The sequence below is a fragment of the Gordonia lacunae genome (genome assembly GCF_002149015.1).
Classification (GTDB): Bacteria; Actinomycetota; Actinomycetes; order Mycobacteriales; family Mycobacteriaceae; genus Gordonia; species Gordonia lacunae.
On record NZ_NGFO01000046.1, the window covers coordinates 1 to 22641 of the forward strand.

A 22641-nucleotide genomic window follows, 5' to 3' on the forward strand; every position below is an offset into this window, starting at 1 on the left:
GCCGATCTACTTTGCCGACCCGCACAGCCCCTGGCAGCGAGGCAGCAACGAGAACACCAACGGCCTGCTGCGCCAGTACTTCCCCAAGGGAACCGACCTGTCGTTTCACGGGCCGGGGATCCTGGCCAACGTGGCCGCCGAACTCAATGGCCGGCCCCGCAAACGACACGGTTGGCGCAGCCCCGCCTACAAACTCGACGAACTACTACGATCAGGACCAACCGATCCCGCTGTTGCAGCGACCGGTTGAATCCGCCCTACCCCTCTGCTCCCTGAGGAGCGTCCGGAGCTTGCGGAGGGCGCGTCACGAAGGGTCCGGTGACCGAGGTTGCAGACCCTTCGTGACGCTCGCAGGCTCGCTCCCCATGGAGCAGGGATACTCCCGTCGGGAGTGGCGACATCCCGGTGTTGTCCTGGGACGCGACTACGCTGAGCACACGACCCCGAACCGGTTGTCAGGCCGGTTGGGGGCAACCGACCAGGGAGGGCCGCATGGCGATCGATCGGGACAAGAGCAGAGCGGTGTCGGAGGTCGTGCGTCAGCACCCGGCGATGAGTCTCGTCGCGGTGTCGCCCGGTATCGCCGTGTTCGTGGCGTTGCTGCTGCTCGACCAGACCTTTCTGGCGATCCTGTTCCTCGTCCTCGCCGTCGGCGGGGGCGCATACCTGCTGACGCGCAAGCGCTGACGGTGTCGCCCGTTCAGAGGCCGCGTCGAGGTATTCGCCGCGGCTACAGTGGTGCGCAATGAGTACCTGCGGCCGCTGAGCAGTGCGGTGAACGGGTCGAGGACAGCGGTGAAGGGAGTCGGCGTCGTGGTCGTTGAACCGGGTCGAGACGCTCCGGCCGGGCGCGTTCTCGCGTTCGGGACGAGTCGGCTGGGCGGCTGACGGTGTCCACCCGCGTCGACGCGTACATCTGGGCCATCCGGCTGACCAAGACCAGGTCGGCCGCCGGCGCCGCCTGCCGCGGCGGGCACGTCCGGGTCAACGGCGTGACCGCCAAACCCGCGCAGCCGGTGGTGCCGGGTGACGAGATCCGGGTCCGGCTCGCCGGGCGGGAGCGGATCGTCGAGGTGACCAGGACGATCAGCAAGCGGGTGTCCGCGCCGATGGCCGCCGAGTGCTTCGTCGACCGATCGCCGCCACCCCCGCCCAAGGAGATCCTGGCCAGTCAGCCTCGGCGCGACCGGGGTGCCGGGCGGCCGACGAAACGTGAACGGCGGCAACTGGACCGGTTGCGCGACAGCACCTTTCTCATCGCGATGCTGGCCGCGGTCGCACTCCTCGTCGGCGCCTGCTCCGGCGACGAGCCGACGGCCGACCCGAACAAGCCGAACACGCCCGAGGCGCCCGCCCAGGCCGGTTCCGGACCGTTCTTTGGGAAGTGTGGGGGTGTGTCGCTCGAGGACGTCGTCCGGATCACCGGATTCGCCGGGCTCACCGAGACCGTGAACAACACCTCGGTGTGCGAATGGGACACGACCGGTTCCCGGACGGGTTCTGTCGCCTCGTTCAACTGGTACCGCGGGTCGCCGATCGGCCGCGAGGAAGCGAACGTGAAGCTGTCGCGCGACGTCACGAACACACTCGAGATCAACGGTCACCAAGGGTTCATCGGGTACACGCAATCAGGTCAGATCTGTGAGGTCGGCATCGGTTTCGGGGCGGACTTCTTCGAATGGTCGATCCGTGGCGACGCCGCCACCCCACGGCCGATCGAAGAGATCTGCGACGCCGCTCGCGAGCTGGCGACGATGTCGATCGAGCGTGCGTCGTGAAGCGGGTCGTCGTCGTGCTCGCGGCTCTGCTGATGGGCCTGACCGCACTCGCCGGGTGCGCACGCACCGTCGACGGTGATCCGGTGCCCCTCGGGGCGGCTGGTCAATCCGGGAGCAGCGATATCGACACCGACCAGTTCGACCGCCTCCTGCTCGAATGCGACGTGTTGCCCGACGCCATGATCGCCGACGTCGTCGCCGGCGGCGGATTCGCCGAGCGGTCCTTCAGCGGCGCCATCTGTCGCTGGCTGGTCACCGGTACGACCGACGTGGTGAGCGTGACGTTCAACTGGTTCGAGTGGGGCAACGTCAATGTCGAGAAGGAGACCGCGAAGAAGCTCGGGTTCGAGACCGAGAACATCAAGGTCGCCAGCCAGTCGGCGTTCACCCAGCGCAGCCCCGACCGTCCGGGGGTCTGCGGCGTGACCGCGAGGGCGCCGAGCCGCGGCATCTTCACCTGGTTCGTCGAACCCCGGAGTGCGCCTCAGGGTGACCCGTGCGCGGCGCCGATCAAACTGATGGAGCTGCTGCTGCAGGGCGGTCAGTGAGCGAGCCGGTCCAGTTCCCGGTCGCTGCTGGTCGAGCTCGTCGGAACCCCGCTCACCCCGGGATCGGCCCGACGACGACGCTGGCCGCGACGACGAGCTCGTCGCCGGTACCCGGGATCATCAGCCACACGTTCAGCCGGTCGCCTTCGCGCACCCGTCGCAGGATCAGCCGAGTGCCCGGCACGATCGGGCGGAGATACTCGATGACCACGCGGTGCGGTCCGTCGACCAGGTCGGGGTGTTCGACGAGTTCGTCTTCGACCGCCTCGAGATAGGCGGCGTTGTTCAGGTGCTTGAACGGGTCGAAGTCGGTGATCCGGAGAACGTGTTCGCGGTCCGGGAAGTCGATCTCGGAGGCGTCGGGCGCCTTCTCCGGATTCATCGACCGCCAGCGGAGGCGGTGCTCGTCGGTCATCGCCGACAGCATCGTGAACGCCTCGTCGGACAGCCGTGACGGCACGCCCTTCTCGTTGACGTTGATCCAGAACGCCTCGGTCTCGATGAGGCCAGGGGGCCGGGGTCGCGGGTTGAACCGGTTCGTCTCGTGTTCTGCGGTGAGGCGCACGCGCATGTTGGTCCAGCGTGTGGACAACGCGCCGCACCAGCGTTGCGCCGTGACCGTCCCCGGCCAGGTCACCGGCTCGATGACGTCGATGATCGTGCGGCGGACGATCCAGAACGGGTCGGTCGCGCTGAACTCGGTGGCCTCGAGGTTGTCGTTGGCGACGTCCTGGAGGTACCGCGCCACGGCGTCGAGCCGCACCCGCATGTCCTGGTCGACGTCGCCGGTGCGGACGCGATAACCCACCTCGTAGAACTGGGCTCCGGCCTTGCGGTCCGGAAGCGATGCAGCGGACACTGCTGGCGTAACCTGGCTCACTCGAGTCCCTCCGATAGGTCGCCGGTATCTTTGCAGCTAAGATACATTCAACCGGAAAAATAGAACACGTTCTACGTGTCGGATTACGAGGAAACAGCAGATGGCGCATGTGATTACCCGCCCATGTTGCAACGATGCCAGTTGCGTGAGCGTGTGTCCGGTGAACTGCATCCACCCCACGCCCGACGAGCCGGAGTTCCTGACGGCGGAGGCCCTCTACATCGATCCGGAGACGTGCATCGACTGCGGTGCCTGCATCGACGAGTGTCCGGTGGAGGCGATCATCCCCGATGATCAGCTGGAGGAGCGCGACGAGCCGTATCTCCAGATCAACGCGGACTACTACAAGGACCACGACGTGGAGGGCGGGCTCGTGCCGCCGCGCAAGGCGCCCCCGCTCCCCGACAAGGAACTGCACGTGGCCGTCGTCGGCGCCGGACCCGCCGCGTTCTACGCCGCGGAAGAGCTCGTCCGCAAGCCGAGCATCAAGGTCGACATGTTCGATCGGCTGCCGACGCCCTACGGACTCGTCCGTGCCGGGGTCGCACCCGACCACAGCGCCACGAAGGGAGTGGAGAAGACCTTCGCCTCGGTCGCGGCGAAGAAGAACTTCTCGTACTACCTCAATGTCGAGGTCGGCAAGCACATCAGCCACGACGAACTCGTGGCGCGGTACCACGCGGTGATCTACGCGGTGGGTGCCTCGACCGACAAGCGGCTGGGCATCGAGGGCGAGGACCTGTCCAACTCGGTCGCGGCGACGCAGTTCGTCGCCTGGTACAACGGCCACCCCGACTTCGCCGACCTCGCCGTCGACCTGTCCGGCGACCGGGCGGTCGTGGTCGGCAACGGCAATGTCGCGCTCGACGTCGCGCGCATCCTGGTCACCGACCCCGACGAGCTCGCCAAGACCGACATCGCCGATCACGCGCTCGCGGCACTGCGGGAGTCGAACATCTCCGAGGTCGTCCTCCTGGGTCGCCGGGGCGTCGCGCAGGCGGCCTACACCAACAGCGAGTTCCTGGCGCTCGGTGACGTCGAGGGCGTGGACGTGATCATCGATCCCGACGAGCTGGTCCTCGATCCCGGCACCGAGGCGGCGCTGTCCGACGACACGCTCGACTCGACGATCGCCACCAAGATCCGGCTCGCCCGCGAATTCGCCGAGCGGCCGCAGACCGAGGGCAACAAGCGCATCGTGTTCCGGTTCCTCGCCTCTCCGGTCGAAATTGCCGGTGACGGGGAAGTGGCTACGCTTACCTGCGTGCGCAATGCCTACGCCGACGCGACCGGGAAAGTCGCGGTGACACCCACCGACGAGCGTTTCGACCTCGAGACCGGCCTGGTCCTGCGGGCCATCGGCTATCGCGGTGTGCCCGTCACCGACCTGCCGTTCGACGAGGGACACGGCGTCGTCCCCAACACCGAGGGACGCGTCCAGACCGCCGCCGGTGGTGACGTGATGCCGGGCCTCTACGTGACGGGGTGGATCAAACGAGGAGCAACGGGGGGTATCGGCATGAATCGCATCTGCGGCCAGGAGACCGCGCAGGCAGTCATCGCCGACTTCGTGGCCGCTGCCTTCGACGATCCGTCGACCCCTCGGGACGACGTCGCCGCCCTCGTGGCCGATCGCGGTGCCAACCGCATCGACCTCACCGGGTGGAAGGCGATCGACGCCGCCGAGAAGTCCGCGGGCAAGGCCGCCGGCCGGGTCCGCGCGAAGTTCGTCAGTGTCTCCGAGTTCGAGGCGGCCGCCACCGCCGGGGCGCAGTGACCGTGCGTATCGCACTGCTGTCCTACCGCAGCAAGCCGCACTGTGGCGGACAGGGCGTCTACGTCCGCCATCTGTCTCGCGAACTCGCCCTCCTGGGCCACAGCGTCGAGATCTTCTCGGGTCAGCCCTATCCGGAACTGGATCAGGTGGCGATCGATGCCGGTGTGACCGTCACCAAGGTGCCGAGCCTGGGACTCTACGACGAGCCGGACCCGTTCCGGACGCCGCGACCGTCGGAGTACCGCGACTGGATCGACGTGCTCGAGGTCGGCTCCATGTGGACGGCGAGTTTCGGCGAGCCCCTCACCTTCAGCCTCCGCGTGGCGCGTCTCCTCAAGGAACGGCGCGAGGACTTCGACATCGTGCACGACAACCAGTGCCTCGGTTACGGATTGCTCGACATCCAGAAGGCGGGTTTCCCGCTGATCGCGACGATCCACCACCCCATCACGCGCGACCGCACACTCGCGGTGAAGGCGGCGACGGGCTGGCGAAAGATCAGCGCGTGGCGGTGGCATTCGTTCCTGCGTATGCAGGGTCGTGTCTCACGGCGAATCCCGGAGCTGCTCACCGTTTCCCGGAGCAGCGAGGTCGACATCCGCAAGGCGTTCGACATCCCGTCGGGCCGGATCACGACGATTCCGCTGGGGGTCGACACCGAGATCTTCACTCCGTCCGACACGCGGGTGCCGGGTCAGATCGTGTGCGTGGCCAGTGCCGACGCGCCACTGAAGGGCGTGTCGTATCTTCTCGAGGCGGTCGCGAAGCTCTCGTCCGAGCGCGACGTCGAACTGGTACTGGTGTCCAAGTTGGACCCGGAGGGCCCGTCCGCCAAGATGATCGAGGATCTGGCGATCTCCGATCGGGTGACGGTGGTGTCCGGCCTCGAGGACGCCGAGATCGCCGGCCTGTTCGCCTCGGCCGAGGTGGCGTGTGTGCCCTCGCTCTACGAGGGGTTCTCGCTGCCGGCGGTGGAGGCGATGAGTTGCGGCACACCGCTGGTCGCCACCCGGGCGGGGGCGATCCCGGAGGTCGTCGGCACCGCCGAGGAAGCGGCTCTGCTGGTGCCGCCGCGGGATTCCGGACGCCTGGCCCAGGCCATCGGCCGGCTCCTCGACGATGCGGACCTGCGGACGCGTCTCGGTGACGGTGGTCGTCGACGTGCCGAGGAGAACTACAGCTGGGCAGCGGTGGCCGCGAAGACGGCGGCTCACTACGAAACCGTGCTCGCCGGACACCGGCGGGCCACAGAAGGGACATCGAGTGCTCACAGTTGATTTCGACCGGCTGGGCGTTGGACCGGGCACCAAGGCGATCGACATCGGGGCGGGGCAGGGTAGGCACTCGTTCGAGATGTTCCGGCGCGGCGCCGAGGTCATCGCCTTCGACATGTCCGAGAGCGACATGTCCGACGTCGGTGAGATGTTCGACGCGATGATGGCCGAAGGGCACGTGCCCGCGTCGGCCAAGGCGCGCGCCGAGGTCGGGGATGCACTCCGTCTTCCCTACGCGGACAACAGCTTCGACGTCGTCCTCATGAGTGAGATCCTCGAGCACATCCCCACCGACGAAGGCGCGATCACCGAGATGGTGCGCGTTCTGAAGCCGGGCGGGGTCGCCGCGGTCACCGTGCCGCGGTACTGGCCGGAGAAGGTGTGTTGGGCCCTGTCCGACGAGTACCACGAGGTCGAGGGCGGGCACGTCCGCATCTACAAGGCCTCCGAGCTCGCGGGCAAGCTGCAACGCGCCGGACTCGAGGTCACCGGCACCGACCACGCCCACGCACTGCACGCCCCGTACTGGTGGCTGAAGTGCGCGGTGGGGGTCGAGAACAACGACAACGTCCTGGTGAAGGGCTATCACCAGCTGCTCGTCTGGGACATGATGAGCAAGCCGTGGCTGACCCGCGTCGGTGAGCAGGTGCTCAACCCGCTCATCGGCAAGTCGGTCGCCCTGTACCTGCGCAAGCCCGAGACCGCCACCGCGTCTTCATGACGAGCCCCTCCAGGACGGGAGCCGCATGACGACCGCTCCGGCGGTCCCCGGCGTGGTCACGGCCGAGCAGATGCACGCCACGGGCGCAGCGATCGTCGGCATGCAGGAGGAGTCCGGGGCACTGCCCTGGTTCCCGGGCGGGCAGACCGATCCCTGGGACCACATCGAGTCCGCGATGGCGTTGTCGGTGACCGGCTTTCACGCCGAGGCCGAGGCCGCGTACGAGTGGTCGCGACGGAAACAGCGCGACGACGGCTCATGGCCCATCCGCACCGTCGGCGGCAAGGTGGAGGACGCCGGCACCGACAGCAATTTCTGCGCCTACATCGCAGTCGGGGTCTGGCATCACTACCTGATCACCGGCGACGACGCCTTCCTGCAGAAGATGTGGCCGGTGGTCTGGTCCGCGATCGACTGTGTGCTGCGTTTCCAGCGCGAGGACGGTGCGTTTCGCTGGGGCGGCGATCACCGGACCGGCGCGATGTTCGGCGAGGCGCTGATCACGGGGAACGCGAGCATCTTCCAGGCCCTGGACTGCGCCATCCGGATCGCCGGCGAGATGGATCAGCCCGACGACGACTGGATCGCGGCCCACGGCGTGCTCGGCGACGCCATCCGCACCGACGTCGCCCGCGAGGAGTGGCAGGTCTTCACCCCACCGTCGGAGCACTCGATGGACTGGTACTACCCGATCCTCGGTGGCGCCGTCCGCGGACGGGACGGGCAGGAACTCATCGCCCGACGGTGGGAACAGTTCGTGGTGCCCGGCAAGGGGGTGCGCTGCGTCGACCATCGTCCCTGGGTCACCGGTGCCGAGACGTGTGAGCTGGCACTGGCACTCGATGCGCTCGGCGACACCGCCGATGCCATCGAGCTCATCGCGTCGATCCAGCATTTGCGTGATCCGGACGGATCGTATTGGACCGGACTGGTGTTCGCCGACGGCAAACGCTGGCCGGTCGAGAAGAGCTGCTGGACCTCGGCAGCGGTGGTGCTGGCGGCCGACGCGGTGAGTCGGACGAGTGTGGCCAACGGGATCTTTCGGGATGTCCGTCAGCGGCTCGTCGCACCCGCGCCCTGAGCGGTGCCCCGGCGGGCGGTCAGTGGCTGATCGTCGGGCCCGGGTCGGTCTGTTCGGCAAGGGCGCGCCGGGCTTCGTCGTGCAGCACCGCACGCAGATCCTCCTCGAGCGCAACGAATTCCGGTGAGGTGAGGACTGCGAGCTCCCGTGGCCTGGGGAGCTCGACGAGCGCTTCGCGGACGACCGTCGCCGGTCGGGCGGACAACACGATGACCCGGTCGGAGAGGTAGATGGCCTCCCGGATGTCGTGGGTGATCATCAGCACCGTCCACCGGTAGCGTTGCCAGACCGACTGCAGCCACGACTGCATCTCCGTCCGGGTCAACGAGTCGAGTGCGCCGAATGGTTCGTCGAGCAGCAGCAGATCGCGGTTCTGCACGACCGTGCGGAGCAGGGCGGCCCGCTGTCTCATCCCCCCGGACAGCTGAGACGGGCGCGCGTCCTCGAACCCGGACAGCCCGAAGGTCGGGAAGAGTTCCGCGGCCCGGAGGCGGGCCTCGGCGGCCGGTACGCCCTGCACCTGGAGGCCGAGGATCGTGTTGTCGAGGATCGTGCGCCAGGGGAACAGCAGATCCTTCTGCGGCATGTACGCGCAGCGTCCGGCGATCGCGAGGTCGGCGCCGACGGTGACGCTGCCGGAGTCGGGCACGTCGAGCCCGGCGAGCATCGTGAAGATGGTGCTCTTGCCGCATCCGCTCGGTCCGATGACGGAGACGAACTCGCCGGGCTCCGCCGTGAACGACACCGCGTCGAGGACGTGGCGAGGCGGTTGCTCGCGCCCGGGTCGGGGGAAGGATTTGGTCAGCCGGTCCACGACGAGCCGCCGAACGTCATCGGTCATGACGGTCCGGCGTTCTCGTCGCGAGCCCATGGCACGACGACCCGTTCGATCGCGAACGTCAGCAGGTACAGAGCGACGCTGATGAGGGCCGTCACCAGCACTGCCGCGAGCACGAGGTCGGTGCGGAACGAGTTCTTCTGGAGGCTCATGTAGATGCCGAGCCCCTGCCTGGCGCCGACATACTCCGCGAACACGGCACCCACCACCGCGTAGGTGATGCCGATCCGCAGCGCGGTGAAGAACCGGGGCAGCGCGGCCGGCAGGCGCACGTAGCGGAAGATCTGCCGGCGGGTGGCGCCCATGCTCCGCAGGAGTGCGCCGGCCTCGCGATCGGCGGCCGCGAACCCCTCGATCAGCCCGATCGCCATCGGGAAGAAGGTGACGAGGGCGATGACCAACACTTTGGGGAGCACACCGAAGCCGAACCAGATGATCATCAGCGGGGCGATCGCGATGATCGGCAAGGTCTGCGACGCGACGAACAGGGGCACGAAGGCCCGCCGCAGGGTGGGGGAGAAGTCGACGACGATCGCCAGCACCCACGCCAGGATCAGTGACACCGCGAAGCCGATCAGTGTGACCTGCAGGGTCGCCCCGGCGTGCACCCCGATCTCATCCCGGTGCGCCCATCCCTGTGCTGCGACACGGGACGGCGACGGCAGCAGTTGGGGTCGGATCCCGCTGAGGTCGGCGTAGACCTGCCAGGCCACGACGAGCACCGCGGCCGCCACGATCGCGGGCGCGGCCCGCCGAAGGCCGGTGCTAGCGGGACGCGTCGAGGTAGTCATTGGTGAAGTAGGTCGACCAGTCCGGCTCGGTCGTGAGCGGAGCCCCGTCCGGACCCGTGAGAAGCCCACTGCGGTAGAGGAACCCGGAGTTGCCGGCCCACTGGTCGAGCGTCTGTCCGCCGACCTTGCCGGTCGCGTCCTTCATGTACTCGGCGGCGAGCATCCGCTGGCTCTCGACGACCAGCTTCTCGTCGTTGAACGCGCCGGGGTTGGCGGCGATGAGATCGCGCGCGGCGGCGTCCGGGTCGTCGGCGGCGGCCTGATAACCGCGTTGCAGCGCCCGGACGAACTTCGCCGCCCGCTCCGGGTTCTCCGCCAGCCAGTCCTCGTTGGCGTCGACGACGATCGCGTAGGCCTCCGGGAACCCGAAGTCCGTGTAGTGGAAGTACTTCATCGGCGTTCCATGGTGCTCGGCCTCGATGCCTTCCCACGCGAGATACGAGACGGTGAAGTCCGCCTGACCGGAGTAGACGGCTTCGTAGGCGGAGGTCCCGAGGGTCACGGAGGTGAAATCCCCTGTGCCGCCGTCGTTCCGGATCACCTGCTCGAGGGTTTCTTTCTCCCCGGGGTCGCCGAACCCGGCATACGTCTTGCCGGCGAGGTCTTTCGGGCTCGCGATGTCGGCGCGGTCCGCGCGAACCCCGATACCGGTCGCCCATCGCTGCAGCGGCGCGAGCACCGAGATCGTGTGCGCACCCGAGGACCGGGAGAAGGTGGAGGAGTTGTGGGTACTGATCCCGAACTGGGCGTTCCCCGCATCCACGACGGTGTCGACGGCCGTGTTGTTGTAGGGCAGTATCTCGACGTCCAGGCCGGACTCGGCGAAGTACCCGCGCTCTTGTGCCACGAACAGGCCGGTGTGATTGGTGTTCGGGGTCCAGTCGAGTGCGAACCGGATGGTGTCGTCGGAGGCGGTACCCGTCGCGCACGCGGTGACCGTGGACAGTGCCGCGGCCGTGACGAGGAGGCAGGTCAGGGCGCGGCCAACACGGCCGATCATGCGGTGGGCCATGCGTAGGGGTTCATCGCGGTGTCCCAGAACATGAACTCATACCGGGTGGCGATGGTGAACGCGGCAGTCATCGCGGCCCGCTCCTGCGCGGTGGCCGCCGCCGCTGCCGCATCGACCATATCCCGTGCCCGCCCGGCGGATTCCTGGAACTCCGGAGCGTCGTAGGTGGTCACCCACTGTGCATACGGGTGGTTCGGGTCCGCGGCGAGGACCTCTGCGGCACTCGCCGCCAGTCCCCGGCCGACGTCGGCGTAGATCCAGAAGCAGGGCAGCGCCGCGGCCGCGCCGACGGCGTATGACTCGGTCGTGGCGGTGGCGATCAGATAGGACACATATGCCAGGCACGCGGTCGAGGGCTCGGGCTCATCCTGCCGCGGCGGCAACCGGTCGCCGCCGAGCAGGTCGCCGTGCAGGGCGACCTCCACGGTGGCCGCGGTGGCCGACGAGTTCGCCCAGAATGCCGCGGTCTGCGGATCGGGCGACCTCGACGCCAGGATCGCGAGCGCCTTCGAGTACCCGGCGAGGTACAGCGAGTCCTGTTCCAGGTAGGTGCGGAACACCTCGAGGGGGAGTGTGCCGTCCCCGAGGCGGTGGAGGAATTCGAGATCGTCGATCGCGCCTCGGAGGCTCGCCGTCTCGTCCCACAGCTGATCGGTGAAGCGACCGACATCGGACGTACGCGTACGCAAAGACATGACATCCCTTCGCCAGCATTACCTGGACAGGTTCTCGGGTCTCATCTCAGCCCCGCGGTCGCGGAGCACCCCGTGTCAGAACGGACCCAGGCTAGCAGAGGGGATGTGCTTCGGGTCGTGACGTGGCACGCCTTGTCAGACGCGCCTCACACGACCGCCGGGGCGATGCCGAGCTTGCCCGCGAGCTTCGCGAGGTAGCCGCTCGCGCGCTCGACGGAGTCGTCGGGCAGGCCGTACAGCACCGTCGTCACACCGATCTCGCGCCACTTCTCGAGCTTCTCGGGGACCGGCCGGAAGTCGAGGACGACGATCTCGGGCTCGCCGTCGCGACCGGCGTCGGACCAGATCTGCTTGAGCAGGGTCACCGATCCCTCGATGTCCTCCTCGCCGGGTGTGGTGATCCAGCCGTCGGCGCTGCGCGCGATCCACTTGAAGTTCTTCTCGTTGCCCGCCGCACCCACCTGGACCGGGATGTGCGACTGGGTCGACTTGGGCCAGGCCCAGCTGGGACCGAAGTTCACGAATTCGCCGGCGAACTCGGCTTCTTCCTGGGTCCAGAGTGCGGTCATCGCCTCGAGGTATTCACGGAGCATGGTCCGCCGGCGCTTCGGCGGGACGTCGTGGTCGGCGAGTTCGTCGAGATTCCAGCCGAATCCGACGCCCAGGGTGACCCTGCCGTTCGAGATGTGGTCGAGTGTCGCGATGGTCTTCGCGAGCGTGATCGGGTCGGACTGCACCGGCAGTGCCACCGCGGTGGCGAGTCGGATGCGTTCGGTCACGGCCGCGGCGGCGGCGAGCGAGGTCCACGGGTCCAGGGTGCGCATGTAGCGCTCGTCGGGCAGGGTCTCGTCGCCCGTGCGGGGATGGGCGGCGTCGCGTCGCGTCGGGATGTGTCCGTGCTCGGGGACGTAGTACGACGCGAATCCCGCATCCTCGATGAGTGGAGCCAGGACATGAGGCTTGAGGCCCCGGTCGCTGGTGAACTGCACGATCCCGAAATCCATGTGGCCCTCCGACGGCGTCGTTCGGTCGTCCGCACGATCCGGACGGTTGACTGGACACCAGTCTAGGTGATCGGCGTCACGCAGGCCAGGGGTGGTGAAGGGGGCCTCGTCTGTTCATCCCCGCGGATGCGTGGCGAGGCCCGGCAGAACGAACAGGTTCAGGTGTCGCCGGACCTGCGCCGCGTCGTCGATGTCGAGGGTCTCGCCGGGCGAGGTGCCGAGACTGATCAGCACGCGGGCAACCCATTCCGACACTTCGTGGAGGTCGTGTGCCGGGTGGATCTCACCCCGGGCGCCGGCCTGTTCGACGAACGGGAACCAGAAGGCGGCCAGATCGGGGATCAGCTTCACGACACCGACACCCGCGCATTCGGCGAACTCGGTGGGTTCCTCGGTGCGGAGTCGGAGCAACAGGGTGCCCGGGTCGTCGTAGGCGCCCCGACCGATTCGTACCCCGGCGGTGAGTTGCCCGGCCAGATCCGGGATGGCGTCGAGTTCGGCGCGGGCATCGCGCCAGAACGACTCGGTCAGGCGGACGATCGTCGCGCCGATCATGGACGGTTTGTCCGGATAGTGCCGATACAGCCACGCGCGGGACACGCCTGCCGACTCCGCGACCTGCTGCATGGTCGTCGCCCGGATTCCCTTGTCGGCGAGCAACTGTTGCGTGGCGTCGAGCAGTCGCTCGTGGACTGTCGTGGTCGAGGCTTCGGTCACCGGCATCTCCTGCGTTCGGGGTCGTCGCGCATCGCGTGGCCGGGCGTTCGCCCCGGGATGGGCAGTGGATACGTCGTAGACAGTTCGCGGAATCGTGTGTACACGATACGTCCGATCGTGTAGACACAAATCAGATTGTGTCTACATCCACAGCGGGTCCATCGAGGGGGCAGTGTGCCTTTACCAACAACCGCGATCATCGGCGCCGGGATCAGCGGGCTGACCGCCGGCAAGATGCTCACCGACTACGGCGTGCCGTACACCTGTTTCGAGAGTTCGGACCGGGTGGGCGGCAACTGGGCGTTCGGGAATCCGAACGGCCACAGCAGCGCCTACCGATCGCTGCACATCGACACCTCCAAGCACCAGTTGTCGTTCCGCGACTTCCCGATGCCCGACGAGTATCCCGACTTCCCGCACCACACCCAGGTGAAGGCGTATCTCGACTCGTATGCCGAGGCCTTCGACCTGTACTCGTCGATCGAGTTCACCAACGGGATCGAGCACGCGACCCGACTGGACGACGGCGGTTGGGAGCTGGAGACCCAGCACGGCGAACGACGACGGTTCGACCTGTTGGTGGTGGCGAACGGCCATCACTGGGATCCGCGGTGGCCGGACTTCCCGGGCGATTTCGACGGCATCGAGATGCATGCCCACCACTACATCGATCCGCGTACGCCGCACGACTTCACCGGTAAGCGCATCCTCGTTGTCGGCCTGGGCAACAGTGCCGCCGACATCGCCGTCGAACTGTCGTCGAAGGCGCTGGACAACAAGCTGACCCTCTCCACGAGGTCGGGCGCATGGATCGTGCCGAAATACTTCGGCGGCAAGCCGGCCGACAAGTACTACCGGTCGACGCCGTACCTGCCCACGTCCTGGCAGCGCAAGTTCGTCCAGGTCATGCAACCCGTGACCGCGGGACGCCCCGAGGATTACGGCCTGCCCACGCCGAATCACAAGTTCTTCGAGGCACATCCGACCCAGTCGGTCGAGTTGCCACTCCGGCTGGGATCGGGCGATGTCATCCCCAAGCCGAACATCAGTCGATTCGACGGGGCCACGGTCCATTTCGACGACGGGACCGCAGACGATTTCGACATCATCATCTACGCAACGGGTTACAACATCACGTTCCCGTTCTTCGACCCGGACTTCATCAGCGCGCCCGACAACCGGATCGACCTCTACAAGCGCATGTTCTACCCGGGGATCGACGACCTCGTCTTCGCCGGGTTCGCCCAGGCGGTTCCGACGCTGTTCCCGTTCGTGGAATGTCAGGCCCGGCTGATCGGGGCCTACGCGACGGGGCACTACCGGCTTCCGTCGGTCCCGGAGATGCGGCAGACGATCGAGGCGGACATGCACTACTACACCGGGCACATGCTCGACCGACCACGCCACACGCAGCAACTGGATCACTATCTCTACGAACACAACATGCGGACCAAGGAGATCCCGGCGGGAATCCGCCGCGCGCAGCAGCAGGGGCCACCGACATGGGCGGGGACCGCCGCGGACCTGGTCGCGAAGGGAGCCTCCGCATGACCGCCCCGGATGGTGCCACGACGCTGCGTTTCCGTTCTGCCGACGCCGACTGCGATGCCTGGTTCTTCCCGGGGACGGAGTCGTCGACGTTCGAGATCGACGGCAAGCGCCCCGTCGTCGTCATGGCGCACGGCTTCGCCGGGACCAAGGATTCCGGCCTCGCCCCGTACGCCGAGCGTTTCGCCGCCGCCGGCCTCGCGGTCCTCGCGTTCGACTATCGCGGGTTCGGCCTGTCCGGCGGTGAACCGCGACAGGAGATCTCGCTGGAACGCCAGGCCGACGACTACCGTGCGGCCATCGTGGCGGCGAAGGCTCAGCCGGGGGTCGACCCGGACCGCATCATCCTCTGGGGTGTGTCCCAGTCCGGCGGTCACGCGCTCACCGTTGCCGCCGACCGCACCGATGTGGCCGCGGTGATCGCGGTGGTTCCGCTCGTCAACGGGCTCGCTGCCGGCCGCGTCGCCTACGCTCAGGTCGGTGGCGCGGCGATCGCGCGATCGACCGCCACCGCGGTGGCCAGTTCGGTGGCGCGACGGTTGGGCCGTGCCCCGAAGATGATGCGGGTCGTCGGCGAACCCGGTGACGTGGGCGCCGCGCTGACCGCACCCGGTTATCTGGAGAGCTACCGCGCGATCGCGGGGCCGTCCTGGCGCAACGAGGTCGATGCATCGGTCGGACTCGAGATCGGGTCCTTCCGGGCCGACAAGCACGCCGATCGTGTGGATGCCCCGGTGCTCTTCCAGATCGCCGACTTCGACTCCGCCGCACCGCCCCACGCCGCGTCGAAGACCGCGTTCAAAGCACGTGCCGAAGTGCGGCACTACCCGTGCGACCACTTCGACATCTTCGCGGGCAACGACTACTTCGAGCCGTGCATCGCACACGAGATCAGGTTCTTGACTCGGCATCTCGTGTCGACCTCCGGCGTCGTGGGGGCCGGGACGCGATGAGCCGGGCCATCGTGATCGGGGGCGCATCCGGGATCGGCCTGGCCACCGTCGACGCGTTCGTCGACGCTGGCGTGCGGGTGATCGTGGCCGACCGCGACACCGAACGCGCCGAGCAGGTCGCCGCCGCGCGCGACGGGGTGCGGGCGGTGCACATGGACGTGACCGACGAGAACTCGGTCGCAGCGACTTTCGCGGACATCGGCGATTTCGACACGGTGGTGAACTGTGCCGGGCTGTCGAACCCGGGGGCGCTCACCGAACTCGAACTCGACGCCTGGCGCAACACCGTCGACATCTGTCTCACCGGCACGTTCCTCGTGATCAAACACGCCGGCCGCCGGATCTCCGACGGCGGGTCGATCACCTGCATCGCCTCGCTCAACGGTCGTCAACCCGGGGCCGGGATGGGGGCGTACTGCGCGTCGAAAGCCGGTGTGCTGATGCTGGTCGAGGTCGCCGCGCTCGAGCTCGCGGATCGTCGGGTGCGGGTCAACGCGGTGTCGCCGGGACTGGTCATGACCCCGCTCACCGAGGGCATCGGCTTCGTGCCGGGACTCACCGAGGACTACCTCGACAACACCCCGCTGGGCCGAAGCGGAGAGCCCGCCGAGATCGCCGACACCATAGTGTTTCTGGCCTCCGACAAGGCGCGCTGGATCACCGGCGCCGCCTTCGACGTCAACGGTGGTGCGCACCTGAAACGCTATCCGGACGTGCTCGGCAAGGTGCGGGCGCTGGCCGCGGAGGCCTAGCGGCCGCGCCCGCTCTGCTCGCCGAGGTGTCAGGACCTCCGCGGCAGCGGCGCTCCCACCTCGCCCGAGTCGCGACGGAGGACTCGGAGTGACCCCTCCGCGCGCACCTCGGTGAACTGACCTGTTTCCAGTGCCTGGCAAAAGATCTCGTACGGCGGACGGCCGCCGTCGGCCGGGTCGGGGAAGACGTCGTGGATCAGCAGTGCACCGCCGATCCGCACCCACGGCGCCCACCCGTCGAGGTCGGTCTGGGCGGCCTCCATGCTGTGCCCGCCGTCGATGAAGACGAAGTCGGCCGGGCGACCCCAGACCTTCGCCGCGACGGCGGATGGGGCGAGGAGTCCGACGACGGTGCCCTCGAGTCCCGCGTCGAACATGGTGCGGCGGAAGCGTGCCGAGGTGTCGAGTGTCCCGGTGTGCGCATCGACGAGGGACTCGTCGTGATACTCCCAGCCGGGCTGGTGTTCCTCGGAACCGCGGTGATGATCGACCGTCACGATGACCGCGCCGTTCGCCTCGCCGGCCGACCCCAGGAAAACGGTGGACTTCCCGCAGTAGGTCCCGATCTCCACACCGACCTTCGTCGAATCCGGTTGGGAGAGATACTCCCCGGCAATCTCGAAGAGCGTCTGCGCCTCGTCGAGCGGCATGAAACCGGGTGCCTCGTCGGCGACGCGGAGGCGGTCGGGGGAGGGTGCGTTGGGCGACGGTGCCGCGGGTTGTGACATGGCACCAGATCCTATCCGGTGTGTGAGGGGCGCCGCGTAGGGTGAGCCCTATGAAAGCTCAGGTGCTCACCGCAGAGACAGGCCCGTCCGGACTCGAGTTGCAGGACGTCCCCGATCCCACGCCCGCCGACGGCCAGGTTGTCGTCGACGTGAAGTCGTGCGGCGTGTGTTTCCCGGACGTGCTGATGAGCCAGGGCAAGTACCAGCTGCGCGTCCCCACCCCGTTCACGCCCGGTACCGAGGTCGCCGGCGTGGTGCGCTCGGTACCCGAGGGATCGTCGGTCAAGGTCGGGGACAAGGTCCTCGTGGCGTCGATCGTCGGCGGATTCGCCGAGCAGGTCGCAGCCGCACCCGAACAGCTCCTGCCGCTCCCCGAGGGCCTGACCTTCGAGCAGGGCTCGGCGATGGGCATCAACTACCAGACCGCGCTGTTCGCGCTGAAGACGCGGGCACACACCCAGCCGGGTGAGGTCGTGGGCGTGCTCGGCGCCGCCGGCGGTGTCGGCACCGCGTCGATCATGGTCGCCAAGGCGATGGGCGCGAAGGTGATCGCCATCGTGCACCGCAAGGGTGCCGAGGAACTCCTGCGCAGTGCCGGGGCCGACGAGATCGTGCAGCTCGAGGAGGGGTGGGGCACCAAGCTCAAGGAGATCGTGCCGAAGGGCGTCGACGTGCTGATCGATCCGTCCGGCGGCGAGGTGTTCGACGAGGCGCTGCGCCAGGTCGCCCCGGACGGGCGCTACGTCGTGGTCGGGTTCGCGGCCGGCGGCATCCCGACCGTGAAGCTCAACCGGGTCCTGTTCCGCAACATCTCCGTCGTCGGAGCCGCCTGGGGCGAGTACGTGCGCACCCACCCGGAACTGAATCTGCCCGCGACGCTGCATGACGAGCTGTCGCAGATGATCGCCGACGGCATGGAGCCCCAGGTGAACGTGACCTACACGCTCGATCAGTTGCCGGAAGCGTTGACCGATCTCGCCGAAGGGCGGATTCTGGGGAAGGCGGTCGTCAAGATCGGTGAGTGAGCCCTCCCTCGGGCCGGCCGATGGCGGCGCCGCATCAGCGCCTGCCCCGTGAGCGTCCGACACCGAAGGGATCTGCCATGTGCCGCAACATCACCGAACTCCGCGGACTGGAGCCGCCGGCGACCGAGGACGAGATCGAGGCGGCCGCACGGCAATACGTGCGCAAGGTGAGCGGTGTGCGGCACCCGTCGCCCGCGAACGCCGAGGCGTTCGAGGCGGCGGTGGTCGCCGTCACCGCGGCGACCCGGACACTGCTCGACGTCCTACCCGAGCGTCGTCAACCGCCGAAGACGGTGCCCCCGCTCCGGCGTCCCGAGGTCCAGGCGCGCATCGCCGCCCGCGGTTGAACGAGTTCCCCGTCGGGATTCAGCAGTAGGTATCGCGAGGCGACACCTACTGCTGAACCCTTCGGTGCGGTCCGCGAATCTACGACCCGGCGGCCTCGTCGCTGCCGGTGACAATGGATTCCGCGATGTCCCACAAGAGATTGTCGACAGCCTCGATTGCGTAGAAGATTGCAGACAGCATTACTTATCCCGCTTTCACTCAGAATTCGACAATGGACGCAGGCTGCAACATAACCGCACGTCGACGGCCTGCGGGAAAGCGGGACGGCCGCCGGACAATCGAGAGGGGATCGATTTCCGACGCGGTGACAATCGATGTTACAAATCCCGAATTCCTGTATCATTGGTAGCACGCTCACCAGCTTTCGACAAGTAATTCGGAATGTCGCCCGGAGAATTCCCGGCGGTCGTCGGCCCTCGCCTGCATCCGCCGAGCGGGGCGAGGCGAGTTGGCGGGGCGGTCGCGTCCCGGCGGTCCCTCGTCGGCGCCACGACCTCGAAAATCGCTGGTCAGGTGGGTTAAACTCACCAGCGAGCAAAAATTTGGGACACCTCTTGCGCGTGCGGATAGTGTCGACACGGTGTCCAACCACAGATCCCGTAGCGCCCGACGGGACGCGCCGCGTGCCGTCCGCATCGTCGCGCTGGCCCTGACGGTCGCCATCGTCGGACTGCTGACCATCCTCGGCGGACCCGCCCCCCGTGCGCAGGCCGCCCCCGCGGACAGTTGTGCCCCGGCCGGCCTCGCGTCGGCGTCAGCGGCTCCGGTCAATCTCGCCGCCGCGGATCAGGGCGGTGAAGACCGCTACACCACGGCGTCGACCACGCCACTCGACCAGATCGACGTCAGCCGGCTGGAGCTGTTGTCACCCGGCAAGATCTCCGTCGGCACCCTGTCGGACGCCGGACCGAGCATCTGTGTCAACGGTGCGGGCGACTTCACCGGCTTCGACAACGAACTCCTCAAGGCCGTCGCCGCGAAGCTGGGTCTGCAGATCGAGTTCAACGGCACCGAGTTCGCGGGGCTGCTGTCGCAGGTGGCCAACAACCGCTTTGATGTCGGATCGTCGTCGATCACCACCACCGACGACCGTCGCAAGACCGTCGACTTCACCAACGGTTACGATTTCGGCTACTTCTCCCTCGTGGCGCCGACCGGCGGACCGATCAAGGGATTCGGCGACCTCTCCGACTCGACGCGCATCGCCGTCGTCCAGGGCACCGTCCAGGACGACTACGTGGTGAACACCCTGGGCCTGGACCCGGTGAAGTTCCCGGACTACGCCACCGCGTACGCCAATCTGAAGAGCGGTCAGGTCGACGCCTGGGTCGCTCCCTCGCAGCAAGCGGAGGGCGCGGTCCGCGAGGGCGACGGCACCGCGATCGTCGAGAACACCTTCAGCGTCAACAACTTCGTGGCCTGGGCGGTCGGCAAGAACAAGCCGAGGCTCACCGAGGCCCTCAACTCCGGGCTCGACGCCATCATCGCCGACGGCACGTACTCCGACCTCTACGTCGACTGGGTGCCCCGCGAACTTCCCGAGGGATGGAAGCCCGGCAGCAAGGCCGCGCCCGCCCCCGATCTGCCCGACATCGCCGCGATCGCGGCCGAGAACGCCGAGAAGGCCGGGCCCGCCGAGGAGACCGCGCCCAAGAGCACCCTCCAGCAGCTCGGCGACACCTTCTTCAACTGGGATCTCTACAAGGAGTCGTTCCCCGAGCTGATCAAGACCGGTCTGGTCAACACCCTGATCCTGTCGCTGGTCTCGGGAGTTCTCGGCACCATCCTGGGCATGATCCTGGCGATCTGCGGCATCTCGCGGTCGCGGTGGCTGCGCTGGCCGGCGCGGGTCTACACCGACATCTTCCGTGGACTGCCCGCGGTGGTCGTCATCCTGATCGTCGGTCTCGGTGTGGGGCCGGTCGTCAAGGGCATCACCGGCAACAACCCGTACTGGCTCGGTGCGGTCGCCCTGGCCCTGCTCGCCGCGGCCTACATCGGCGAGATCTTCCGGTCGGGAATCCAGAGCGTCGACGACGGTCAGCTCGAGGCCTCCCGGGCCATCGGCTTCAGTTATCGCGAGTCGATGCGCCTCGTCGTCGTGCCGCAGGGCGTCCGACGGGTGCTGCCGGCGCTGATGAACCAGTTCATCAGTCTGATCAAGGACAGCTCGCTGGTGTACTTCTTGGGGTTGCTGGCCAGCCAGCGGGAGCTGTTCGCGGTCGGTCGCGATCTGAACGCACAGACGGGCAACCTCTCGCCCCTCGTCGCCGCGGGCGTCATGTACCTCATCCTGACGATCCCGCTGACGCACCTGGTCAACTACATCGACCGGCGCCTGCGCACCGGCCGACCCGCCGACGTCCAGGACGACCCGCTGCCCCCGACCGTCGTCGAGAAGGGATAGGCCAGTGCCTGATCTCCACAAGTCCGACTCCCAGCCCTCTGATGCCTCGTCGTCGGGTTCACCCGCGCCCACCGCGCGCAAGGCCGTCTCGCTGACCGGTACCGATCTGCACCTGTCGTTCGGCAAGCAGCACGTGCTGCGGGGCGTCGGCATCCAGGTCGATGCCGGCACCACCACGACCGTCATCGGGCCGTCGGGGTCGGGTAAGTCGACCCTCCTGCGGGTGCTGAACCGGCTGCACGAACCCGATCAGGGGGACATCCTGCTCGACGGGCGGTCGGTGCTGAAGGACAACCCGGACGAGCTCCGACGCCGGATCGGCATGGTGTTCCAGCACTTCAACCTCTTCCCGCACAAGAGTGTCGTCGACAACGTCGCGCTCGGACCGCGGAAACTGAAGGGCCTGAGCAAAGACGAGGCCCGCGAGGTCGCCCTGCGGCAGCTCGAGATCGTCGGCCTGACCAACAAGGCCGATGTGCGCCCGGCACGTCTCTCCGGTGGCCAGCAGCAGCGGGTGGCCATCGCGCGAGCGCTCGCCATGACCCCCGAGGTCATGTTCTTCGACGAGGCGACGTCCGCACTCGATCCCGAACTCGTCAAGGGTGTCCTCGCGCTCATGGCCGACCTGGCCGCCGAGGGGATGACCATGGTGGTGGTCACCCATGAGATGGGCTTCGCGCGCAACGTCTCCGACAACGTGCTGTTCATGGATCACGGAGCCGTCGTCGAGACCGGCCGGCCGGAACAGGTCTTCGACGACGCGAAGTCCGACCGCCTGCGGACCTTCCTGTCCCAGGTCCTGTAGGAGCTCGCCGGTTCAGCCGATCCCGAAGAGCCTGGAGCCGTTGCGGTAGAACACGTCTCGGAGCCAGTCGGCCCCGAGGTCGAGCCGGATGATCGCCTCGAGTGCGTGGGTGTAACCGTAGGGGATGTTCGGGAAATCGCTGCCGAACAGGATCTTCTCGCCGGCGTCGGCCAGTCGCGGCAGGTAGTCCGCCGGGAACGGGGCGTCCTCCTCGGCGAAATCGGTGAACGCCATCGTGGTGTCCAGGTGTACGTTCGGGTACTCGAACGCGAGGTCGAGGAATGCGGTGTACTCGGGCATTCCCATGTGCGCGACGATCAGCGGCAACGACGGGAACCGGTGCAGCAGTTCGCGGATCGGTTCGGGTCCGGTGAAGGTGCCGGGCGCGGGTCCCGAGCCGCAGTGGATGATGACCGGCACCTGCGAATCGGCGATCTGGGCCCAGACGCCGTCGAGGAGCGAGTCGGTGGGGGAGAAGTCCCCGACCTGGATGTGGCATTTGAACACCTGGGTTCCCGCCTGGATGGCGCGGGAGACGTACGTGTGGGCGGACTCCTCCGGATAGAACGTCGCCGTGTGCAAGCAGTCGTCATGGCCGGCCGCGAAGTCGTGCGCCCATCCGTTCAGCCACTCGGCCATGTTCGGTTTGTGGGGGTACACCAGGGACGAGTAGGCCCGCACCCCGAACTCGCGCAAGGTGTCCACCCGGACGTCCTCGTCGGCTCGGTAGGTGATCGGCCACTCGCGTCCGACAAGGGGTCCGACCGAGTCGAAGTAGGCCCAGACCTTGTCCATGACCGGACGCGGCATGAAGTGGGTGTGGACGTCGACGATGCCGGGAAGGTCCAGTTCGGACCAGATGGCGCGCACCCGCCGCGCCTCGTCGGTACTGAACGGCTCGGGGGTCACGGGAACGGCACTGTTCACCCCAGAGACCGTACGCCGGGTGCGCCGCCGGC

General features: G+C 67.6%; 24 protein-coding genes and 1 riboswitch. Of the genes, 15 read left to right on the forward strand and 9 right to left on the reverse strand.

The annotated features are described in order from the left end of the window. The 4 genes from CA982_RS24345 to CA982_RS24360 all read left to right on the forward strand — a co-directional run. A partial coding sequence (locus CA982_RS24345; RefSeq protein WP_144066110.1) for an IS30 family transposase occupies positions 1–250 on the forward strand: 250 nt, incomplete at its 5' end. Positions 251–492: 242 nt separating this feature from the next. Further along, positions 493–687, forward strand: coding sequence for a hypothetical protein (locus CA982_RS24350; protein WP_086537703.1), 195 nt, complete (start codon positions 493–495; stop codon positions 685–687). Between the two features lie 203 nt (positions 688–890). After that, the gene (locus CA982_RS24355) at positions 891–1778 is read left to right on the forward strand and encodes a DUF3558 family protein (protein WP_086537704.1); all 888 of its coding nucleotides are present in this window, start codon (positions 891–893) and stop codon (positions 1776–1778) included. Continuing rightward, positions 1775–2326: a DUF3558 domain-containing protein gene (locus CA982_RS24360; protein WP_086537705.1), complete on the forward strand. Its 552-nt coding sequence runs from the start codon at positions 1775–1777 to the stop codon at positions 2324–2326. The genes CA982_RS24355 and CA982_RS24360 overlap by 4 nt, the downstream gene beginning before the upstream one ends. A 52-nt stretch (positions 2327–2378) precedes the next feature. Here the strand turns inward: CA982_RS24360 and CA982_RS24365 are convergent, their stop codons facing one another. Next, entirely contained in the window at positions 2379–3206 is an 828-nt protein-coding gene (locus CA982_RS24365; protein ID WP_086537706.1) for an acyl-[acyl-carrier-protein] thioesterase, read from the reverse strand. Between the two features lie 100 nt (positions 3207–3306). On the opposite strand from CA982_RS24365, the gene CA982_RS24370 reads away from it, so the two are divergent. From CA982_RS24370 to CA982_RS24385, 4 genes are read left to right on the forward strand one after another with little or no spacing between them, the layout of a single operon-like run. After that, on the forward strand, positions 3307–4983 hold the full coding sequence (locus CA982_RS24370) for an FAD-dependent oxidoreductase (protein WP_086537707.1): 1677 nt from the start codon (positions 3307–3309) through the stop codon (positions 4981–4983). A gap of 2 nt (positions 4984–4985) precedes the next feature. Then, on the forward strand, positions 4986–6260 hold the full coding sequence (locus tag CA982_RS24375) for a glycosyltransferase family 4 protein (RefSeq protein WP_086537728.1): 1275 nt from the start codon (positions 4986–4988) through the stop codon (positions 6258–6260). Continuing rightward, on the forward strand, positions 6247–6978 hold the full coding sequence (locus CA982_RS24380; RefSeq protein ID WP_086537708.1) for a class I SAM-dependent methyltransferase: 732 nt from the start codon (positions 6247–6249) through the stop codon (positions 6976–6978). Before CA982_RS24375 ends, CA982_RS24380 begins: the two co-directional genes overlap by 14 nt. 25 nt (positions 6979–7003) lie before the next feature. Beyond that, entirely contained in the window at positions 7004–8059 is a 1056-nt protein-coding gene (locus tag CA982_RS24385; protein WP_086537709.1) for a prenyltransferase, read from the forward strand. 19 nt (positions 8060–8078) lie between these two features. On the opposite strand, the gene CA982_RS24390 is transcribed toward CA982_RS24385, so the two are convergent. The 6 genes from CA982_RS24390 to CA982_RS24415 form a co-directional block, all read right to left on the reverse strand. Continuing rightward, positions 8079–8900, reverse strand: coding sequence for an ABC transporter ATP-binding protein (locus CA982_RS24390; RefSeq protein ID WP_086537729.1), 822 nt, complete (start codon positions 8898–8900; stop codon positions 8079–8081). Continuing rightward, the gene (locus tag CA982_RS24395; RefSeq protein WP_086537710.1) at positions 8897–9688 is read right to left on the reverse strand and encodes an ABC transporter permease; all 792 of its coding nucleotides are present in this window, start codon (positions 9686–9688) and stop codon (positions 8897–8899) included. Before CA982_RS24395 ends, CA982_RS24390 begins: the two co-directional genes overlap by 4 nt. Next, on the reverse strand, positions 9663–10700 hold the full coding sequence (locus tag CA982_RS24400; protein WP_086537711.1) for an ABC transporter substrate-binding protein: 1038 nt from the start codon (positions 10698–10700) through the stop codon (positions 9663–9665). The genes CA982_RS24395 and CA982_RS24400 overlap by 26 nt, the downstream gene beginning before the upstream one ends. Beyond that, on the reverse strand, positions 10685–11395 hold the full coding sequence (locus CA982_RS24405; RefSeq protein ID WP_086537712.1) for a TenA family protein: 711 nt from the start codon (positions 11393–11395) through the stop codon (positions 10685–10687). The genes CA982_RS24400 and CA982_RS24405 overlap by 16 nt, the downstream gene beginning before the upstream one ends. Continuing rightward, positions 11383–11478, reverse strand: a riboswitch (TPP riboswitch). (Overlaps the previous gene by 13 nt.) A 63-nt stretch (positions 11479–11541) precedes the next feature. After that, positions 11542–12399 (reverse strand): LLM class F420-dependent oxidoreductase, encoded by an 858-nt coding sequence (locus tag CA982_RS24410; protein ID WP_086537713.1) that lies wholly within the window; start codon positions 12397–12399, stop codon positions 11542–11544. 114 nt (positions 12400–12513) lie between these two features. Then, complete coding sequence (locus CA982_RS24415; protein WP_086537714.1) at positions 12514–13122, reverse strand: TetR/AcrR family transcriptional regulator; 609 nt, start codon at positions 13120–13122, stop codon at positions 12514–12516. 168 nt (positions 13123–13290) lie between these two features. On the opposite strand from CA982_RS24415, the gene CA982_RS24420 reads away from it, so the two are divergent. Genes CA982_RS24420 through CA982_RS24430 form a run of 3 tightly spaced genes read left to right on the forward strand, consistent with a single transcriptional unit; the run spans position 13291 to position 16369 of the window. Further along, positions 13291–14667 carry a flavin-containing monooxygenase gene (locus CA982_RS24420; protein ID WP_086537715.1) on the forward strand — a complete coding sequence of 459 codons (1377 nt, stop codon included), beginning with the start codon at positions 13291–13293 and terminating at the stop codon, positions 14665–14667. Further along, positions 14664–15617 (forward strand): alpha/beta hydrolase, encoded by a 954-nt coding sequence (locus CA982_RS24425; protein ID WP_086537730.1) that lies wholly within the window; start codon positions 14664–14666, stop codon positions 15615–15617. The genes CA982_RS24420 and CA982_RS24425 overlap by 4 nt, the downstream gene beginning before the upstream one ends. Then, positions 15614–16369, forward strand: coding sequence for an SDR family NAD(P)-dependent oxidoreductase (locus CA982_RS24430; protein ID WP_086537716.1), 756 nt, complete (start codon positions 15614–15616; stop codon positions 16367–16369). Before CA982_RS24425 ends, CA982_RS24430 begins: the two co-directional genes overlap by 4 nt. 29 nt (positions 16370–16398) lie before the next feature. Here the strand turns inward: CA982_RS24430 and CA982_RS24435 are convergent, their stop codons facing one another. Then, positions 16399–17097: a class I SAM-dependent methyltransferase gene (locus CA982_RS24435; RefSeq protein WP_086537717.1), complete on the reverse strand. Its 699-nt coding sequence runs from the start codon at positions 17095–17097 to the stop codon at positions 16399–16401. 50 nt (positions 17098–17147) lie between these two features. Between CA982_RS24435 and CA982_RS24440 the strand changes: the two genes are divergently transcribed. The 4 genes from CA982_RS24440 (at position 17148) to CA982_RS24455 (ending at position 21682) form a co-directional block, all read left to right on the forward strand. Next, entirely contained in the window at positions 17148–18122 is a 975-nt protein-coding gene (locus CA982_RS24440; protein WP_086537718.1) for an NADPH:quinone oxidoreductase family protein, read from the forward strand. Positions 18123–18199: 77 nt separating this feature from the next. Continuing rightward, complete coding sequence (locus CA982_RS24445; RefSeq protein WP_058252418.1) at positions 18200–18469, forward strand: DUF2277 domain-containing protein; 270 nt, start codon at positions 18200–18202, stop codon at positions 18467–18469. 581 nt (positions 18470–19050) lie between these two features. Further along, a complete protein-coding gene (locus CA982_RS24450; protein ID WP_086537719.1) occupies positions 19051–20877 on the forward strand; it encodes an ABC transporter substrate-binding protein/permease in 1827 nt (608 codons plus the stop codon). A 91-nt stretch (positions 20878–20968) separates the two neighbouring features. Next, positions 20969–21682: an amino acid ABC transporter ATP-binding protein gene (locus CA982_RS24455; RefSeq protein ID WP_208618098.1), complete on the forward strand. Its 714-nt coding sequence runs from the start codon at positions 20969–20971 to the stop codon at positions 21680–21682. 12 nt (positions 21683–21694) lie between these two features. Here CA982_RS24455 and CA982_RS24460 read toward each other — a convergent pair whose 3' ends face one another. Then, positions 21695–22609: an amidohydrolase family protein gene (locus CA982_RS24460; RefSeq protein WP_086537721.1), complete on the reverse strand. Its 915-nt coding sequence runs from the start codon at positions 22607–22609 to the stop codon at positions 21695–21697. Between the last annotated feature and the right edge of the window lie 32 nt (positions 22610–22641).

Bases quoted from the DNA above. Each gene is read 5' to 3' on its own strand.
- CA982_RS24445 (WP_058252418.1), top strand. From the start codon at position 18,200: ATGTGCCGCAACATCACCGAACTCCGCGGACTGGAGCCGCCGGCGACC.
- CA982_RS24425 (WP_086537730.1), top strand. From the start codon at position 14,664: ATGACCGCCCCGGATGGTGCCACGACGCTGCGTTTCCGTTCTGCCGAC.
- CA982_RS24405 (WP_086537712.1), bottom strand. From the start codon at position 11,395: ATGTCTTTGCGTACGCGTACGTCCGATGTCGGTCGCTTCACCGATCAG.
- CA982_RS24415 (WP_086537714.1), bottom strand. From the start codon at position 13,122: ATGCCGGTGACCGAAGCCTCGACCACGACAGTCCACGAGCGACTGCTC.
- CA982_RS24400 (WP_086537711.1), bottom strand. From the start codon at position 10,700: ATGGCCCACCGCATGATCGGCCGTGTTGGCCGCGCCCTGACCTGCCTC.
- CA982_RS24435 (WP_086537717.1), bottom strand. From the start codon at position 17,097: ATGTCACAACCCGCGGCACCGTCGCCCAACGCACCCTCCCCCGACCGC.
- CA982_RS24410 (WP_086537713.1), bottom strand. From the start codon at position 12,399: ATGGATTTCGGGATCGTGCAGTTCACCAGCGACCGGGGCCTCAAGCCT.
- CA982_RS24430 (WP_086537716.1), top strand. From the start codon at position 15,614: ATGAGCCGGGCCATCGTGATCGGGGGCGCATCCGGGATCGGCCTGGCC.
- CA982_RS24390 (WP_086537729.1), bottom strand. From the start codon at position 8,900: ATGACCGATGACGTTCGGCGGCTCGTCGTGGACCGGCTGACCAAATCC.
- CA982_RS24370 (WP_086537707.1), top strand. From the start codon at position 3,307: ATGGCGCATGTGATTACCCGCCCATGTTGCAACGATGCCAGTTGCGTG.
- CA982_RS24440 (WP_086537718.1), top strand. From the start codon at position 17,148: ATGAAAGCTCAGGTGCTCACCGCAGAGACAGGCCCGTCCGGACTCGAG.
- CA982_RS24395 (WP_086537710.1), bottom strand. From the start codon at position 9,688: ATGACTACCTCGACGCGTCCCGCTAGCACCGGCCTTCGGCGGGCCGCG.
- CA982_RS24350 (WP_086537703.1), top strand. From the start codon at position 493: ATGGCGATCGATCGGGACAAGAGCAGAGCGGTGTCGGAGGTCGTGCGT.
- CA982_RS24385 (WP_086537709.1), top strand. From the start codon at position 7,004: ATGACGACCGCTCCGGCGGTCCCCGGCGTGGTCACGGCCGAGCAGATG.